Consider the following 15,176-nt stretch of genomic DNA (forward strand, 5'->3'; position numbering starts at 1 on the left):
GCGGCGGCGGCCAGCTTGGCCTCGGCCGCGCGCAGCTGCGCCTCGGTCTGCTCGAACAGCTGGCGGGACACATGCTGGGTCTGCAGCAGGCGGCCCAGGCGGCTGGTTTCGCGGCGTAGCTCGTCGGCGCTGGCCTGGGCAGCCAGCCGTTCGGCCTCGGCCGCGGCCAGTGCGGCGTCGAGTTGCTGGTTGTCCTGCTGCGCCTGCTCCAGGGCCAGCACGGCGCTGTCCACCGCCAGCTGGAACGGCTCTGGGTCGAGGCGAAACAACAGGTCGCCGGCGGCGACGTGCTGGTTGTTGACCACTGCCACCTCGACGACCTGGCCGCTGATGCGCGGTGCGATGCGCAGCACCGGGCGGGTCAGCTGGGCCTGCGGGGTAATCGGCAGCCACAGGTCGGCGGCCAGGAAGTAGGCGAACAGCACGGCGAACAGGACGATTCCGGCCTGCACGCGTCGGGCGAATTTCTGATCCGGGGTCATACCTGTCTCGCTGGGGCCCGCGTCGCGGGCATTTCAGACGGCAACGGCAAGGCGCCGCCTGCGTCGTTCGGAGCGGGGCAGTATATTGATCAGCCTATCGTGGATAATCCCGTCGATACGAGAAGCAGACTTACGCAAGGGGTAACAATGGATACGCTGCACAGCATGCGGGTCTTCGTTCGGGTGATCGACTGCGGCAGCTTCACGGCCGCCGCCCAGGCCCTCGACTTGTCCACCGCACAGGTGTCGCGCCTGGTCTCCGAGCTGGAACAGCAGCTGCAGGCGCGCCTGCTGCATCGCACCACGCGGCGCCTGGCGCTGACCGAGGTGGGGGAACGTTACCTGCAGCGTTGCCGGCAGATTCTCGGTGAGGTGGACGAGGCGGCAGCCGAGGCGCGCGGCGCGCATCTCAACCCCAGCGGTCGCCTGCGCGTGCAGAGCATGACCGGCTTGGGCCTGCAGCACCTCACCGGGTTGATCGCCCGCTACAGCGAGCGTTATCCGCAGGTGGTGGTCGACCTGACCCTGTCGCAGCGCAATCCCGACATGCTCGAGGATGGTCAGGACGTGGTCATCACCTTCGCCCGCGAGCTGCCCGACTCGCAGATGGTGGCGCAGCTGCTGGGGCCTATGTTCAGCGTGCTCTGCGCTTCGCCCGCCTACCTGGCCCAGCACGGCGTACCGCGTCAGCCCGCCGACCTGCAGAACCATCGCATGCTGCGCCTGCTCGACCCGCTCTACCAGGACGCGGTGGACAGTGAACTGGGCGAGCTGCCGGCGGAGTGTTTTCAGGTGAACGTCGCCGAGTCGCTGGTCAGGGCGGCGCAGGCCGGCATGGGGGTGTGTCTGTTGCCGTCCTTCGTCGCCGGGCCTTCCCTGCGCGATGGCAGCCTGCTGCGCCTGCTGCCGGAACGGCGTCTGCGTCAGCGCAGTATCTACGCCATCTACCCGTCGCGGCGTTTCCTCGATGCCAAGATCCGCACCTGGGTGGACTTCCTCAAGGCCGAGCTGCCGCCGTTGCTGGCCGCTGACGAGGCGCTGCTGGAGGACAGCCGTTGTTGGGCGGATGCTGATTGATTGTTACTGAATCAGAAATAGTCATTCACTGATCTAGCGATTTTTCCTCTGCTTTGACCTCCATAAGATGGCGCCATGCTTCGCAGGAAGCTCATCGAAGAGGTCAAAGATATGCAACGTAACCTGATTTTTACTGCCATTTTCTCCCTTTCTACCCTGTTTTTCTCGCAAGTGACGTTGGCCGAAGAGTCTGCCAGCTTTGTTACTCATAAAGCAGAACTGGCTCAGCAGCGTGACAGTGCCGAACAGCAGGCGATTGCCAAGCAGGCCGACCAGCAGAGCGGCGCCCGCGACAGCTGATCCGCGACTTCCCCCGTTTTTTCCTCCTGGCGTTGATCCGTGATTGCTCCTTGATCGACGTCTTTTCCCGGCCGCTCCTCCCCCGAGCGGCTTTTTTTCGTCCATCAGGCGCGCCAGGAGTCCAGCTTCCCGCAGAAGGAAGCCTTACCCAGTTCACTGCCGCACCCACCAAAGGAGCACCAATGAAGACCAAGTACCTGTTGAGCCCTCTCGCGCTAGCCCTGCTGGCCAGCCACGCGCAGGCCGACGAGCCTGTCGCGGCGGGCTTTGTCGCGGACTCGCATCTGAGCGTGCAGACGCGCAACTACTACTTCAATCGAGATCGCCGCGACGATGCGCAGAACAGCCAGGAATGGGGCCAGGGCTTTGTTGCCAGTTTCAGCTCCGGCTACACCGAGGGCCCGTTGGGCGTGGGGGTGGATGCCTACGGCATGCTCGGCATCAAGCTCGATGGCGGTGGCGGTACGGGTGGCTCGTCAATCCTGCCGGTGACCGCACCGGACAAGGCCGGGCTGCGCTACGGCGAGGCGCCGGATCAGTTCTCCAGCGGCGGCGCGGCGCTCAAGCTGCGCGCCTTCGACACGGAGCTCAAGCTCGGCGACCAGCTCATCAGCAATCCGGTGATCGCCGGTGGCACCACGCGCATGCTGCCGCAGACTTTTCGCGGCGTGAGCCTGAGCAACCAGAGCTTCGACGACCTGCTGCTCGAAGGCGGTCAGGTCAGCTTCAACAAGCCCTACAACCAGAGCGGTCACCGCCGCATCGACCTGTCCTACGGCAGCTTGCCGGGCGGGCGCGAGAGCGATCACATCAGTTGGTTGGGCGGTAGCTGGAGTGGTATCGAAGGCCTGACCAGCAGCCTGTATGCGGCCGAGCTGCAGAACGTGTGGCACCAGTACTACGCCGACCTGGACTACCGCTGGCAGCTCAGCGAACGGGTCAGCCTCAATCCCGGCGTGCACTACTACCGCACCCAGGACACTGGCGATGCCTTGCTCGGTGAAATCGACAACAACACCTACAGCCTGCACCTGGGGCTTGGCGTCGGTCAGCACACGCTTACGGCGGTGTACCAGAAGGTCAATGGCAACACGCCGTTCGACTACATCAACCAGGGCGACAGCATTTATCTGGATAACTCGCAGCAGTATTCGGACTTCAACGGGCCCAACGAGGAATCATGGAAACTGCAATACGCCTATGACTTCAGCGGTCTCGGTCTGCCGGGCCTGAGCGCACTGGCGGCCTACTCGCGTGGTGAGCTGGATCTGACCAAGCCGGACCCGAGCAGCCCGGGTTACGGCAGCTGGTACAGCGCCGATGGCGAACATGCCAAGCATCGCGAACTGAATCTCGATGTGCGCTACGTGGTACAGCAGGGGCCGGCCAAGGATCTGTCCGTGCGTGCGCGCTGGGCCCAGCATCGTGGCGGTAACGGCTACAGCGCGGTGGACGAGGATGTCGACGAGCTGCGCCTGATCGTCGACTACCCGATTGAGGTGTTCTGACGAACGCTGCAGTCAATGTCGGAAGCGGGAGACATGTAGGAGGGTTCTTGGTCGCGACCCCCCGCGGCGCAGAAGCTGTCGCGGCCAAGGCCCCTCCTAGGGTTCGCTGCCACTTGGTTTCATCGCGGCTAAAGCCGCTTCCACCAACGCCCAGCACCCTGTGGGAGCGGCTTGAGCCGCGATTGAGTCCATCTCAATTCAGCCGCCAGGCGCTGCAGTTTCTCTACTGGTTGAAACGCAAACGCCCCGGCACTGCCGGGGCGTTTGTGGTGCAGTCGCCGAGGCGACTAGCGCTGGACTCAGGCAGCGAAGTTCTTCGCCACGAAGTCCCAGTTCACCAGGTTCCAGAAGGCTTCTACATACTTCGGACGCAGGTTGCGGTAGTCGATGTAGTAGGCGTGCTCCCACACGTCGCAGGTCAGCAGCGGGGTGTCGCCACTGGTCAGCGGGCAGCCGGCGCCGATGGTGCTGGCCAGAGCCAGGGAGCCGTCGGCCTTCTTCACCAGCCAGCCCCAGCCGGAGCCGAAGGTGCCGATGGCGGTCTTGCTGAACTCTTCCTTGAACTTGTCGAAGGAACCGAAGGCAGCGTTGATGGCGTCAGCCAGGGCGCCGGTCGGTTGGCCGCCGCCGTTCGGGCTCAGGCAGTTCCAGTAGAAGGTGTGGTTCCAGATCTGTGCGGCGTTGTTGAATACGCCACCGGAGGAAGTCTTGACGATCTCTTCCAGGCTCTTGCCTTCGAACTCGGTGCCCGGCACCAGGTTGTTCAGGTTCACCACGTAGGTGTTGTGGTGTTTGCCGTGGTGGAATTCCAGGGTCTCGGCGGACAGGTGCGGCTCGAGGGCGTTCTTCTCGTACGGCAGCGGCGGCAATTCGAAAGCCATGGTCTATCTCCTTCATCAGGTCGGGATATGTGCGACTAGCGCAGGCCGTTCACGGGCGGCCGGAATGCGGGCGGCGACGAGCTTGAACTCTTTAATGTGCCGCGAGGCCGGGATCATAGCACCCGAGCCGGGCCTTAACCACGCAGCAACTGTGTGGGAAAGCCGGTGCCAGGGGCTTTGTCCATCTTGGGGATGGACAGATATGGGCAGCCAAAGTGCAGCTTGCTTCAGGTCAGTTTCATTAATGCTACGCCGGCTGCGATTACCAGACAGGCGAGCAGGCGTAACGGTTGCATGGACTCCTTGAGAAACAGCCAGCCGATCAACAGGGCGAACAGTACGCTGCTTTCGCGCAGAGCAGAGACCAGGGCTACCGGTGCCTGAGTAGTGGCCCAGATCACCAGGCTGTAAGCCAGCATGGACATGGCGCCACCGCCCAGGCCGCCACGCCAGTGCGGGCCGAGTTGAAGGAAGATACGCGGCCCGCGGCGCAGGGTGATGACCGTGGTGGCTACCACTCCGTTGACCAGGAACAACCACAGCGCGTAGCCGATGGCGTCGCCATTGCTGCGCGCGCCAAGGGCATCAGCCACCGTGTAGCCGGCGATGCAGGCGGCGGTGGCCACGGCGTTGAACAGCAACGGGCCGTTCAGCGTGCTGCCCTGGTGGCCGCCGTGCCAGGCCATCAGCCAGATGCCGCCGACCAAAATCAGCAGTCCTGCCCACTGCCCCGCCTGCAGAATATCGCCGGCCAGCAGGGCGAGCAGCGCCACCAGCAGCGGCGAGCTGCCGCGGGCGATAGGGTAGACCTGCGACAGGTCGCCATGCTGGTAGGCACGGGAAAGGAAGATGTTGTAGCCAATATGTAGCAGGGCGGAGAGGGCGATGCAGGGCCAGGCGCTGGCCACCGGGATATCGAAGAGGGGCAGGGCCGGCAGGGCCACGCAAGCGGCGCCGATCTGGATCAGCGAGGCAGTCAGGTAGCGGTCCAGGCCGATCTTGAGCAGGGCATTCCAGCCCGCATGCAGCGCCGCGGCGGCCATCACTACGGCAAACACCGTCGTATCCAAAAGCGCTCTCCATGTCCTGGTCGTGAGCGGCGCAGCATACCGCCGCGCCGCTACTCAGGTCATGCTCCGGGCGCCTGCAGGATCAGTTGTGCGGCGACGGCGAACATCATGCAGGCCACGGCCAGGTCGAGCAGGCGCCAGGTGGCCGGGCGCGCCAGCCAGGGGGCGAGCCAGGCGGCGCCCAGGGCCAGGGTGAAGAACCACAGCGCCGAGGCACTGGCCGCGCCCAGGGCGTAGGCGCCAGGCTCGGGCTGCTGGGCGCCGAGCGAGCCGATCAGCAGTACGGTGTCCAGATACACGTGCGGGTTGAGCAGGGTCACCGCCAGGGCGGCGAGCAATACCGTACGCCGTGAGCGCGGGCCGTTGTCCTCACGCTGCAGGGCCTGCGGATTGAGCGCACGGCGCAGCGCCTGAGCGCCGAGCCAGAGCAGGAAGGCCGCGCCGCCCCAGCGGGCGATGGCCAGCAGGGTCGGGTTCTGCGCCAGCAGCGCCGCCAGGCCGAAGACCCCGGCGCTGACCAGCAGGGCATCGCACAGTACACACAGCGCGGCGGTTGGCAGGTGGTGTTCGCGGCGCAGGCTCTGGGCCAGGACGAAGGCGTTTTGCGCGCCGATGGCGACGATCAGGCCGGCAGCCACCAGCAGGCCGTTGAGATAGCTCTGCCACATCTCAGCAGCCCTCCACGGCCAGTTGACGCAACACGGCCATGGCCCGCTCGGCGTCCTCGCGGGCAACGAACAGGTGATCGTGGTGATAGCCGGCGATCACGTTGCAGCTGATGTTGGCGCGGCCCAGGGCGCTGGCGAAGGCGGCCGTGAGGCCGACAGCGGCCAGGGCCGAATGCACGTCGAGGGTGATCCAGGCGGCCACGTAGTCGTAGGCCAGGCCCAGGCGTTCGGCATCGCTTCGGGCGAGGATCAGGGTGGTGCCTTCGGTCTCGCGGAAGCTGCCGAGCACCTCGGCGCCGGCGGCCAGGTTGGGATCGCTGACGCAGCAGAACACGAACTCGCCTGGATTGAGGCGCGGCGAGAGCGTGGCCAGCAGTGTCTTCAGATCGGTTTCTCCGGCCATGACGGTTTCCTTGTGGGCGGTGGCGAATGCTGGCCAGTCTGGGTGGTGGCGCTGTATAAGAAAAACAAATCATGCTGATCTCCCATTAGGAAATCTTATGTTCGACTACAAACTGCTGGCGGCCCTGGCCGCCGTGGTGGAACAGGGTGGTTTCGAGCGTGCGGCGCAACTGCTTGGTCTGTCGCAGTCGGCGGTGTCGCAGCGCATCAAGCTGCTGGAAGCGCGGGTCGGCCAACCTGTGCTGCTGCGCGCCACGCCGCCGGCGCCGACCGAAGTCGGCCGGCGTCTGCTCAACCATGTGCAGCAGGTACGCCTGCTGGAGCGCGACCTGCAGGGCCAGGTGCCGACCCTGGCCGAGGATCAGCCGGTGGAGCGCCTGCGTATCGCCCTCAACGCCGACAGCCTGGCGACATGGTGGGCGCCGCTGGTGGGCGATTTCTGCGCCGAGCACAAGTTGCTGCTGGAGTTGGTGGTGGAGGACCAGGATGTCGGCCTCAAGCGCATGCGCGCCGGCGAGGTGGCTGCCTGCGTGTGCGGTGCCGAACGCCCGGTGGCCGGCGCCCGGGCCTTGAGCCTGGGCGCCATGCGCTACCGTGCGCTGGCCAGCCCGGCTTTCATGGCCCGGCACTTTGCCGATGGCGTGAATGCCGCGAGCATGGCCCGGGCACCGGCCATCGTCTTCGGCCCGGACGACCTGTTGCAGCATCGCTACATTGCCGGCCTGGGGCTAAACGGTGCCTTCAACTATCACCTGTGCCCCTCGTCGGAAGGCTTCATTCGCCTGACCAGCGCCGGCCTCGGCTGGGGCCTGGTGCCGGAGCTGCAGGTGCGGCGCGAACTGGCCGCTGGCGAGCTGGTCGAGCTGCTGCCGAATCGTCCGCTGGACGTGCCGCTCTACTGGCACCATTGGCGCAACGGCGGCGAGCTGTTGGCCAGCCTGACCCGGCATCTGGAGCGCGGCGTGCGGGACTGGCTGGTGTAGGCACGCGAGCCCCTCACCCTCGGGCGAGGGGGCTATAGGTGGATCGGGACAGCCTGGAACCTCTATCTATACCAGCCCGCCGGAGGGGTTAGAGCTGAAACTGCGCCACCAACTGCTCCTGGCTGCCGGCCACCTTGCGCAGGTGTTCGCCGCAGTCGCGGGTGTGGGCGGCAGTGCGGCGGTTCTCGCCGGTCATGTCGTTGAGACGGTGCATGTGCTGGTTGACCTCCTGGGTGGTGGCCGCCTGCTGTTCGGCCGCGGCAGCGATCTGGAAGGCCAGGGCATGCACGCCCTGCAGCGAGTCGTCGAGCTGGTCGAGAGAGCCGAGCACCGCCTGGGTTTCCACTTCCAGATCGCGCGCCTGCTGGCTGGACGCGACCATGCGCTGGCTGGCCTGGCTGGAGGAGTCGCCGAGTGCCGCTACTATGGTGACGATCTCCTCGGTGGCGCTGCGCGTGCGCAGGGCCAGGTTGCGCACCTCGTCGGCGACCACGGCGAAGCCGCGGCCCTGCTCGCCGGCCCGCGCCGCTTCAATCGCGGCGTTGAGGGCGAGCAGGTTGGTCTGCTCGGCGATGGCGCGGATCACATCGAGCACAGAGCCGATCTGCTGGCTGTCGGCAGCCAGGGTCTGCACCACCCGGTCGGCGTCGCGCAGGTTGGCCAGCAACTGGTCCTGCTGGCCGATCATGCGCTGCAGGCTGCCCTGCACGGTGACGAAGGCGTCGCGCGCGGCGGCGCTGCCGTCGGCGCTCTGGCTGGCGTTGCTGGCGATTTCCTGCACGGTGGCGGCCATCTGGTCGACGGCACTGACCACCAGCTCCAGGGCTTCCTGCTGCTGATCCAGGCTGCTGCTGGTCTGCCCCGCGGCGCCGAGGATGTCACCGCTGGCGTTGTCCACCGCTTGGCTGGCCTGGCGCAGGCGCTCGACCACCTCGCGCCAGGCGCGAGCCATCTCGTGCAGGGCCAGCATCAGGCCGCTGTGTTCGTCGTTGTCACCCTGCAGACGCAGTTCGCCGGCGGCCAGGCGCCGTGCCAGTTCGGCCATGCTGCGTGGCTCGCCACCCAGCGGGCGCATCACGCTGCGGCTGATCAGCCAGGTGGCCAGGGCCACGCCGACGATGGTCAGCAGCACCAGAATCACCACCTGCCACATCAGCGTGCGCACGGCGGCGAAGGCCTGGTCCTGATCCATCTCGGCGATCAGCGCCCAGCGCCGGCCGTCCAGCTGCAAGGGCACGAAGGCCTTGAGCACCGGCTGGCCGTTGAGGCCCGGTTCGGCCAGGCGCCCTTGCTGGCCGGCGAGGGCCTGGCTGATGGCCTGGCCCGGCAGAGGCTCTGCCGGTGTCGCGTCGCGCGCCACCTGGCGCTCGGCGAAGCGTACCGAGTCCGAGCGCAGCAGGCCGTCGTCGCCGACCAGGTAGGTTTCGCCGGTCTCGCCCAGCCCCTGGCGAGCCTGCATGACCCGGTTCAGTTCGGCCAGGGGCAGCTCCAGGACCAGCAGCAACTGCAGCTCGCCCTCGTCCAGCACCGGTGCGGCCAGATACTGGCTGGGCTCGCTGCCGGGACTGTTCACCGCCAGGTCGCCGATCTGCGCCTGGCCGCTGCTCAGCCCTGCGCGCGCCAGGCGGCCTAGCGGGGTATCGCGCCAGGTGCTGTCGTTGAGGTCCTGCTGGTAGTCGGCGCCACGTTGCAGGCTGAACAGCACCTTGCCGGCGCGCGACACCAGCTTGAGTTCGCGATAGCCGAAGGTCTTGGCGAAGTTTTCGAAGATCGGCCGGTCATAGTTGGCGGTGCTGACCAGCGCGGTATCGTCCAGCCCGGCGTAGCTGGTGCCGAGGTTGCTGGCCAGGGTGCTCAACTGGTTGTGGCGTGCCTGCCAGCTGTCCTGTAGCTGCTGCTGTTTGATATTCGCTACGGCCTCCAGGCCGTTCAGCGCCTGTTCGCGCAGGGCCTGGCTGGCTTGCAGGTAGACCGTGACGGCCATGGCCAAGACGGGGATAAGGCCAATCAGCAGGAAGCTGATGGCTAGCTTGAGGCGCAACGGCATGCAATACGACTCCGCGGGTAGATGGGTGACAGATCGGGATACTGTCAAAGATTCTGCAAGAAGCGTGCAAATTGTTTTACGAGTGTAAGAAAAGTCGAGCATTGAGTTGCAAGGCCGTCTTTTTGGCCTGTTCGGCAACAGGCACGGGCCGTCGTGGCTGCTAGAGTCGCAGGCATAACAAGATCCGAATGTGGGGAATGCTGATGAAAATTCTGGTGACCGGTGCGAGCGGTTTCATCGGTGGGCGCTTCGCCCGCTTTGCCCTGGAACAGGGCCTGACGGTGCGCGTCAATGGGCGCCGCCCCGAAGCGGTGCAGCATCTGATCAAGCGCGGCGCGGAGTTCGTCCAGGGTGACCTCAACGATGCCGATCTGGTGCACAAGCTTTGTCGCGATGTGGAAATGGTCGTGCATTGCGCTGGCGCCGTGGGCACCTGGGGCACCTACCAGCATTTCCACCAGGCCAACGTCGGTGTTACCCAGAACGTCATCGAGGCCTGTCTGGGGCAGAAGGTGCGACGCCTGGTGCACCTGTCTTCGCCCTCGGTGTACTTCGATGGCAAGTCGCATGTCGGTTTGCGCGAAGAGCAGGTGCCGAAGACGTTCGTCGACCACTATGGCGCGACCAAGTACCTGGCCGAGCTGAAGGTCATGGAGGCCCAGGAGTTCGGCCTGGAGGTGATCGCCCTGCGTCCGCGCTTCGTCACTGGCGCCGGCGACACCAGCATTTTCCCACGGCTGATCAACATGCACCGCAAGGGCAAGCTGATGATCATCGGCGACGGCCTGAACAAGGTCGACTTCACCAGCATGCAGAACCTCAACGACGCCCTGTTCAGCAGCCTGCTGGCCGCCGGGCCGGCGCTGGGCAAGGTGTACAACATCAGCAATGGCGCGCCGCTGCCGCTGTGGGACGTGGTCAACTTCGTGCTGCGCCAGTTCGACCTGCCGCCGGTGACCAAGCACATGCCCTTCGCCCTGGCCTATGGCGCGGCGACGCTCAACGAGACGGTGTGCAAGCTGCTGCCGGGGCGCCCGGAACCGGCGCTGTTCCGCCTCGGCGTGGCGGTGATGGCGCGCGATTTCTCCCTGGATATCTCCCGTGCCCGGCAATTCCTGGACTACGAGCCGCAGGTGCCGATCTGGACCGCGCTGGAAGAGTTCTGCACCTGGTGGAAGGTGCAGGGTTACCGATGAGGTCACCCCGGGCGAGGGTGGCCGGGGTGTTATCTATCGGCGCCGGCTTATAGCCGGCCGATCCTGCCGGTTGCGCTGGGCGACCTATACTGGCGGATAAAGCCAGCGAGGACGTCCGCATGTTCGCCATGATGGAAAACGCCCGGCTCGAAGCCCTGCATCTTGCCCAAGACACTGCCACCGGCCTGCGAGCCATCATCGCCATTCACAGCAGCAAACTTGGCCCCGCCCTGGGCGGTTGCCGCTACCTGGCCTACCCCGACGACAGCAGCGCCATCTGCGACGCCATCCGCCTGGCTCAGGGCATGAGCTACAAGGCCGCTCTGGCCGGCCTGGCTCAGGGTGGCGGCAAGGCGGTGCTGATCCGTCCGCCCCATGTGCAGAGTCGTGCCGCGCTGTTCGAAGCCTTCGGCCGCATGATCGAGTCATTGAACGGGCGCTACATCACCGCAATGGACAGCGGCACTTCCAGCGCCGATATGGACTGCATCGCCCAGCAGACCCGCCACGTCACCAGTACTACAGCCGCTGGCGATCCCTCGCCGCATACCGCCATGGGCGTGTACGCCGGCATCCGTGCCACGGCCCGGGCGCGCCTGGGCGGCGACGACCTGCAGGGCCTGCGGGTGGCGATCCAGGGCCTGGGTAATGTCGGCTATGCCCTGGCCCAGCAACTGGCGGCGGCCGGAGTCGAGCTGTTCGTCAGCGATCTCGATGTCGGCCGGGTGCAACTGGCGGTGGAGGAGCTCGGTGCCCAGCGGGTGAGCAACGAGGAGCTGCTCACCACCCCCTGCGACATCCTGGTGCCCTGCGGCCTAGGCGGGGTGCTCAACCCGCAGACGGTGAGCGAGCTGCACTGCGCGGCGGTGGCCGGCGCGGCCAACAACCAGCTGGCCAGCGCCGAGGTGGCCGACGAACTGGAGGCGCGCGGCATCCTCTATGCGCCGGACTACGTGATCAATTCCGGCGGCCTGATCTACGTGGCGCTCAAGCATCGCGGCGAGGAATTGCCGGCGATCACCGCCCACCTGGCCAAGATCGGCCAGCGCCTGACCGAAATCTACGCCCACGCCCAGGCCGACAAGCGCTCGCCGGCGCGGGTTGCCGACGCCCTGGCCGAACGTCTGCTCTACGGCAGCTAGCCTCCCCACCCGGAGCCTTGCTGCCCCCATGCCTGGCGCCACAAGCGCGGGGCCACAGCGCATGCCTATCCGGCGTGCCGCGAGGAGGAGTGCCATGAGCCAATGCTCGCTCGAACTACCCCTGACCCGTTATCTGGCCCCCGACGGCAGCCTGGTTGGCGAGCTGCCGGAGTGGGCCGACGACTTCAACCTGCTCGCCCGTCTGTATCGGCAGATGCAGCTGACCCGCCTGTTCGACCAGAAGGCCGTGGCCCTGCAGCGTACCGGGCGCATCGGCACCTACGCGCCGACCCTCGGCCAGGAGGCCATTGGCGTGGCCATCGGCTGCCGCATGCACGCCGAAGATGTGCTGGTGCCTTACTACCGCGACACCGCCGTGCAGCTGATGCGCGGCGTGAAGATGGAAGAAATCCTGCTCTACTGGGGCGGCGACGAGCGCGGCAGTGCCTATGTCGACCCGGCGGTGGCCGAGGACTTCCCGCTCTGCGTGCCGATCGCCACCCAGGCCCTGCATGCCTGCGGCGTGGCCAGTGCGTTCAAGATTCGCGGCCAGCACCGGGTGGCCGTGACCACCTGCGGCGACGGCGCCACCAGCAAGGGCGACTTCCTCGAAGCACTCAATGTGGCCGGCGCCTGGCAGCTGCCGGTGGTCTTCGTGATCAACAACAACCAGTGGGCCATCTCCACGCCACGGCGCATCCAGAGCGGCGCGCCGACTCTGGCGCAGAAGGCCATCGGCGCCGGCTTCCACGGCGAGCAGGTCGACGGCAATGACGTGCTGGCGGTGTACGACCGCATTGGCGTGGCGCTGGAGCGTGCGCGCCAGGGCAAGGGGCCGGCGCTGCTGGAGTGCCTCAGCTATCGCCTGGGCGACCACACCACCGCCGACGACGCCACCCGCTACCGCAGCGGCGAGGAAGTGAAGAAGGCCTGGGACGAGGAGCCGATCAAGCGCCTGCAGCGCTTCATGCTGCACCAGGGGGTGTGGGACGAGGGCCGCGAGCAGGCCTTGATCGGCGAGTGCCAGGCCCTGGTGCAACAGGCGGTGGAGGCCTTCGAGGCGGTCGAGGTGCCGCCAGCCGAGGCGGCCATCGAGCATGTCTATGCGCGCTGGCCGGCGGCCCTGGCCGAGCAGCGCGAGATGCTGCTGGAGCGCGCCGCGCGCCGCGCGGGAGGGCAGGAGCATGAATGAGGTGAAGAAGTACGCCCTGCTGGAAGCCGTCAACCTGGCCCTGCACCGCGCCATGCAGGAAGACCAGAACGTGGTGGTGCTGGGCGAGGATATCGGCGTCAACGGCGGGGTCTTCCGCGCCACCCTGGGCCTGCGCGAGGCCTACGGTTTCAAGCGCGTGCTCGACACGCCGCTGGCCGAGACCATGATTGCCGGCCTGTCCGTGGGCATGGCGGCGCAGGGGCTGAAGCCGGTGATGGAGATCCAGTTCCTCGGCTTCGTCTTCGCCGCCATGGAGCAGCTGCTGGCCCACGCCGCCCGCATGCGCAATCGTACCCGTGGCCGGCTGAGCTGCCCCATGGTGCTGCGCAGCCCGATGGGCGCCGGCATCCGTGCGCCGGAGCATCACAGCGAGAGCACCGAGGCGCTGTTCGCCCATATCCCCGGCCTGCGCGTGGTCATCCCCTCGTCGCCGGCGCGGGCCTACGGCCTGCTGCTGGCGGCCATCGACGATCCCGACCCGGTGGTGTTCCTCGAACCGACCCGTCTGTATCGGATGAACCCGCAGCCGCTGCTCGACGATGGCAAACGTCTGCCGCTGGACAGCTGCTTCACCCTGCGCGAGGGCGGTGACATCACCCTTGTCAGCTGGGGCGCGAGCATCCACGAAACGCTGCAGGCCGCCGCACGCCTGGCCGAACAGGGTGTGGTCGCGGAGGTGATCGACGTGGCCTGTCTCAAGCCACTGGATCTCGACACCCTGGAAGCCTCGGTGCGCAAGACCGGGCGCTGCGTGATCGTGCACGAGGCGCCGAAATCCTGCGCCGTGGGTGCGGAGATCGCCGCCAGCCTCTACGAGCGCGCGTTGCTCGACCTGCAGGCGCCGATCCAGAGGGTCACCGCGCCGGATATTCCGCCGCCGCTGTATCGCCTGGAACAGCTGTACATCCCCGGCGTCGAGGACATCCTCGCCGCCTGCGATGCCGCCCTGAACTACGCGTAACAACTTAGGGGTGAGGGTGCCATCGGCTGCTCGGAGTGGTCTGGAAATCCCTCGCCCCCCCGCCCCTCTCCCAGAGGGAGAGGGGAGAACAAGGAGGAACGATGAAATACTTCAAGCTGCCCGACCTGGGCGAAGGGTTGCAGGAGGCCGAGATCGTGCAGTGGCACGTGCAGGCTGGCGATTCGGTGAAGGCCGACCAGCTGCTGGTCTCGGTGGAGACGGCCAAGGCCATCGTCGATATCCCGGCGCCCTATGACGGCGTGGTGGCCAAGACCTTCGGCGGCGAGGGCGACCTGCTGCACGTGGGCGAACCGCTATTGGCCTACGAGGGCGAGGACGATGCCGGCACCGTGGTCGGCCGCTTGGAAGGTGGGCCCGGCGGTGCGCAGGAGGACAGCTTCTGCGTCGGCGCCGCCCCCTCGACCCGCGAGCATATGGCGCCACGGGCCACGCCGGCAGTACGCCAACTGGCGCGCAAGCTCGGCGTCGACCTGGCAGGGCTGGCCGGCAGTGGCGCCGAGGGGCTGATCACCGCTGCCGATGTGGAGGGCGCCGCCCAGGTGGCCTCGTCGCGTATCGGCGGCGAGCGCCTGCGTGGAGTCAGGCGCAGCATGGCGATCAACATGGCCAAGTCGCATGCCGAGGTCGTGCCGGTGACCATCTACGGCGATGCCGATCTACATCGCTGGGGCAAGGCGCGCGACCCGCTGATTCGCCTGGCCAAGGCCATCGCCCATGCCTGTACGGTGGAGCCGGTGCTCAACAGCTGGTTCGACGGGCGCGGCCCCTCGATCCGCCAGCATGACAAGCTCGACCTGGGGATCGCCGTGGACACCCCGGACGGCCTGTTCGTGCCGGTGCTGCGCAATGTCGGCGAACGCAGCGCGGAGGACCTGAAAGAAGGCATGGCGCGCCTGCGCGCCGACGTGCAGGCGCGCTCCATCCCGCCGCAGGAGATGATGGGCGCGACCATTACCCTGTCCAACTTCGGCAACCTGTTCGGCCGCTACGCCAACCCCATCGTGGTGCCGCCGCAGGTGGCGATCATCGGTGCTGGCGGTATCCGCGACGAGGTGGTGGCCTGGCAGGGTCAGCCGGCAGTGCATCCGGTGCTGCCGCTGTCGCTGACCTTCGATCATCGCGCCGTGACCGGCGGCGAGGCGGCGCGTTTTCTCAAGGCTTTGGTACAGGCGCTGGAGGTCGAGGCCTAGTCTGGATAGACGTCGGGCGGTTGTGACGGGGGAGA

At 66.7% G+C, this 15,176-nt stretch carries 15 protein-coding genes; 9 read left to right on the plus strand and 6 right to left on the minus strand.

Features of this window, described 5'->3' with window-relative positions; genetic code table 11:
- The coding region (locus AYB31_RS13710; RefSeq protein WP_153020717.1) for a biotin/lipoyl-binding protein at positions 1 to 482 on the minus strand (482 nt) is incomplete at its 3' end.
- 147 nt (positions 483 to 629) lie between these two features.
- Between AYB31_RS13710 and AYB31_RS13715 the strand changes: the two genes are divergently transcribed.
- The 3 genes from AYB31_RS13715 to AYB31_RS13725 all read left to right on the plus strand — a co-directional run bounded on the left by AYB31_RS13715 (position 630) and on the right by AYB31_RS13725 (position 3,367).
- Complete coding sequence (locus tag AYB31_RS13715; protein WP_068829258.1) at positions 630 to 1,559, plus strand: LysR family transcriptional regulator; 930 nt, start codon at positions 630 to 632, stop codon at positions 1,557 to 1,559.
- 75 nt (positions 1,560 to 1,634) lie between these two features.
- Entirely contained in the window at positions 1,635 to 1,859 is a 225-nt protein-coding gene (locus AYB31_RS13720) for a hypothetical protein (RefSeq protein ID WP_236715556.1), read from the plus strand.
- Between the two features lie 182 nt (positions 1,860 to 2,041).
- Positions 2,042 to 3,367 carry an OprD family porin gene (locus tag AYB31_RS13725; protein WP_068829259.1) on the plus strand — a complete coding sequence of 442 codons (1,326 nt, stop codon included), beginning with the start codon at positions 2,042 to 2,044 and terminating at the stop codon, positions 3,365 to 3,367.
- A 299-nt stretch (positions 3,368 to 3,666) separates the two neighbouring features.
- Here the strand turns inward: AYB31_RS13725 and sodB are convergent, their stop codons facing one another.
- The 4 genes from sodB to AYB31_RS13745 all read right to left on the minus strand — a co-directional run bounded on the left by sodB (position 3,667) and on the right by AYB31_RS13745 (position 6,389).
- On the minus strand, positions 3,667 to 4,248 hold the full coding sequence (gene sodB, locus AYB31_RS13730) for a superoxide dismutase [Fe] (protein WP_068829260.1): 582 nt from the start codon (positions 4,246 to 4,248) through the stop codon (positions 3,667 to 3,669).
- 227 nt (positions 4,249 to 4,475) lie between these two features.
- Positions 4,476 to 5,318 (minus strand): EamA family transporter, encoded by an 843-nt coding sequence (locus AYB31_RS13735; protein WP_068829261.1) that lies wholly within the window; start codon positions 5,316 to 5,318, stop codon positions 4,476 to 4,478.
- A 59-nt stretch (positions 5,319 to 5,377) separates the two neighbouring features.
- Entirely contained in the window at positions 5,378 to 5,986 is a 609-nt protein-coding gene (locus AYB31_RS13740) for a LysE/ArgO family amino acid transporter (protein ID WP_068829262.1), read from the minus strand.
- Position 5,987: 1 nt separating this feature from the next.
- Complete coding sequence (locus tag AYB31_RS13745; protein ID WP_068829263.1) at positions 5,988 to 6,389, minus strand: ACT domain-containing protein; 402 nt, start codon at positions 6,387 to 6,389, stop codon at positions 5,988 to 5,990.
- 97 nt (positions 6,390 to 6,486) lie between these two features.
- Between AYB31_RS13745 and AYB31_RS13750 the strand changes: the two genes are divergently transcribed.
- Positions 6,487 to 7,371, plus strand: coding sequence for a LysR family transcriptional regulator ArgP (locus tag AYB31_RS13750; protein ID WP_068829264.1), 885 nt, complete (start codon positions 6,487 to 6,489; stop codon positions 7,369 to 7,371).
- Positions 7,372 to 7,459: 88 nt separating this feature from the next.
- On the opposite strand, the gene AYB31_RS13755 is transcribed toward AYB31_RS13750, so the two are convergent.
- Entirely contained in the window at positions 7,460 to 9,418 is a 1,959-nt protein-coding gene (locus tag AYB31_RS13755; protein ID WP_068829265.1) for a methyl-accepting chemotaxis protein, read from the minus strand.
- A gap of 203 nt (positions 9,419 to 9,621) precedes the next feature.
- Between AYB31_RS13755 and AYB31_RS13760 the strand changes: the two genes are divergently transcribed.
- From AYB31_RS13760 to AYB31_RS13780, 5 genes are all read left to right on the plus strand, one after another.
- Complete coding sequence (locus tag AYB31_RS13760; RefSeq protein ID WP_068829472.1) at positions 9,622 to 10,614, plus strand: NAD-dependent epimerase/dehydratase family protein; 993 nt, start codon at positions 9,622 to 9,624, stop codon at positions 10,612 to 10,614.
- 119 nt (positions 10,615 to 10,733) lie between these two features.
- Positions 10,734 to 11,756 carry a Leu/Phe/Val dehydrogenase gene (locus AYB31_RS13765; RefSeq protein ID WP_068829266.1) on the plus strand — a complete coding sequence of 341 codons (1,023 nt, stop codon included), beginning with the start codon at positions 10,734 to 10,736 and terminating at the stop codon, positions 11,754 to 11,756.
- Positions 11,757 to 11,850: 94 nt separating this feature from the next.
- Positions 11,851 to 12,948 (plus strand): pyruvate dehydrogenase (acetyl-transferring) E1 component subunit alpha, encoded by a 1,098-nt coding sequence (gene pdhA / locus AYB31_RS13770; protein ID WP_068829267.1) that lies wholly within the window; start codon positions 11,851 to 11,853, stop codon positions 12,946 to 12,948.
- Positions 12,941 to 13,930, plus strand: coding sequence for an alpha-ketoacid dehydrogenase subunit beta (locus AYB31_RS13775; RefSeq protein ID WP_068829268.1), 990 nt, complete (start codon positions 12,941 to 12,943; stop codon positions 13,928 to 13,930). Before pdhA ends, AYB31_RS13775 begins: the two co-directional genes overlap by 8 nt.
- Positions 13,931 to 14,031: 101 nt before the next feature.
- Positions 14,032 to 15,141, plus strand: coding sequence for a dihydrolipoamide acetyltransferase family protein (locus AYB31_RS13780; RefSeq protein ID WP_068829269.1), 1,110 nt, complete (start codon positions 14,032 to 14,034; stop codon positions 15,139 to 15,141).
- The last annotated feature ends 35 nt before the right edge of the window (positions 15,142 to 15,176 follow it).

The organism is Pseudomonas sp. BMS12 (genome assembly GCF_001592875.1).
Lineage (GTDB): Bacteria > Pseudomonadota > Gammaproteobacteria > Pseudomonadales > Pseudomonadaceae > Aquipseudomonas.

Coding starts and splice junctions, on each gene's coding strand:
- AYB31_RS13715 (WP_068829258.1), top strand. CDS start 630: ATGGATACGCTGCACAGCATGCGGGTCTTCGTTCGGGTGATCGACTGC.
- AYB31_RS13720 (WP_236715556.1), top strand. CDS start 1,635: ATGCTTCGCAGGAAGCTCATCGAAGAGGTCAAAGATATGCAACGTAAC.
- AYB31_RS13725 (WP_068829259.1), top strand. CDS start 2,042: ATGAAGACCAAGTACCTGTTGAGCCCTCTCGCGCTAGCCCTGCTGGCC.
- sodB (WP_068829260.1), bottom strand. CDS start 4,248: ATGGCTTTCGAATTGCCGCCGCTGCCGTACGAGAAGAACGCCCTCGAG.
- AYB31_RS13740 (WP_068829262.1), bottom strand. CDS start 5,986: ATGTGGCAGAGCTATCTCAACGGCCTGCTGGTGGCTGCCGGCCTGATC.
- AYB31_RS13745 (WP_068829263.1), bottom strand. CDS start 6,389: ATGGCCGGAGAAACCGATCTGAAGACACTGCTGGCCACGCTCTCGCCG.
- AYB31_RS13750 (WP_068829264.1), top strand. CDS start 6,487: ATGTTCGACTACAAACTGCTGGCGGCCCTGGCCGCCGTGGTGGAACAG.
- AYB31_RS13755 (WP_068829265.1), bottom strand. CDS start 9,418: ATGCCGTTGCGCCTCAAGCTAGCCATCAGCTTCCTGCTGATTGGCCTT.
- AYB31_RS13760 (WP_068829472.1), top strand. CDS start 9,622: ATGAAAATTCTGGTGACCGGTGCGAGCGGTTTCATCGGTGGGCGCTTC.
- AYB31_RS13765 (WP_068829266.1), top strand. CDS start 10,734: ATGTTCGCCATGATGGAAAACGCCCGGCTCGAAGCCCTGCATCTTGCC.
- pdhA (WP_068829267.1), top strand. CDS start 11,851: ATGAGCCAATGCTCGCTCGAACTACCCCTGACCCGTTATCTGGCCCCC.
- AYB31_RS13775 (WP_068829268.1), top strand. CDS start 12,941: ATGAATGAGGTGAAGAAGTACGCCCTGCTGGAAGCCGTCAACCTGGCC.
- AYB31_RS13780 (WP_068829269.1), top strand. CDS start 14,032: ATGAAATACTTCAAGCTGCCCGACCTGGGCGAAGGGTTGCAGGAGGCC.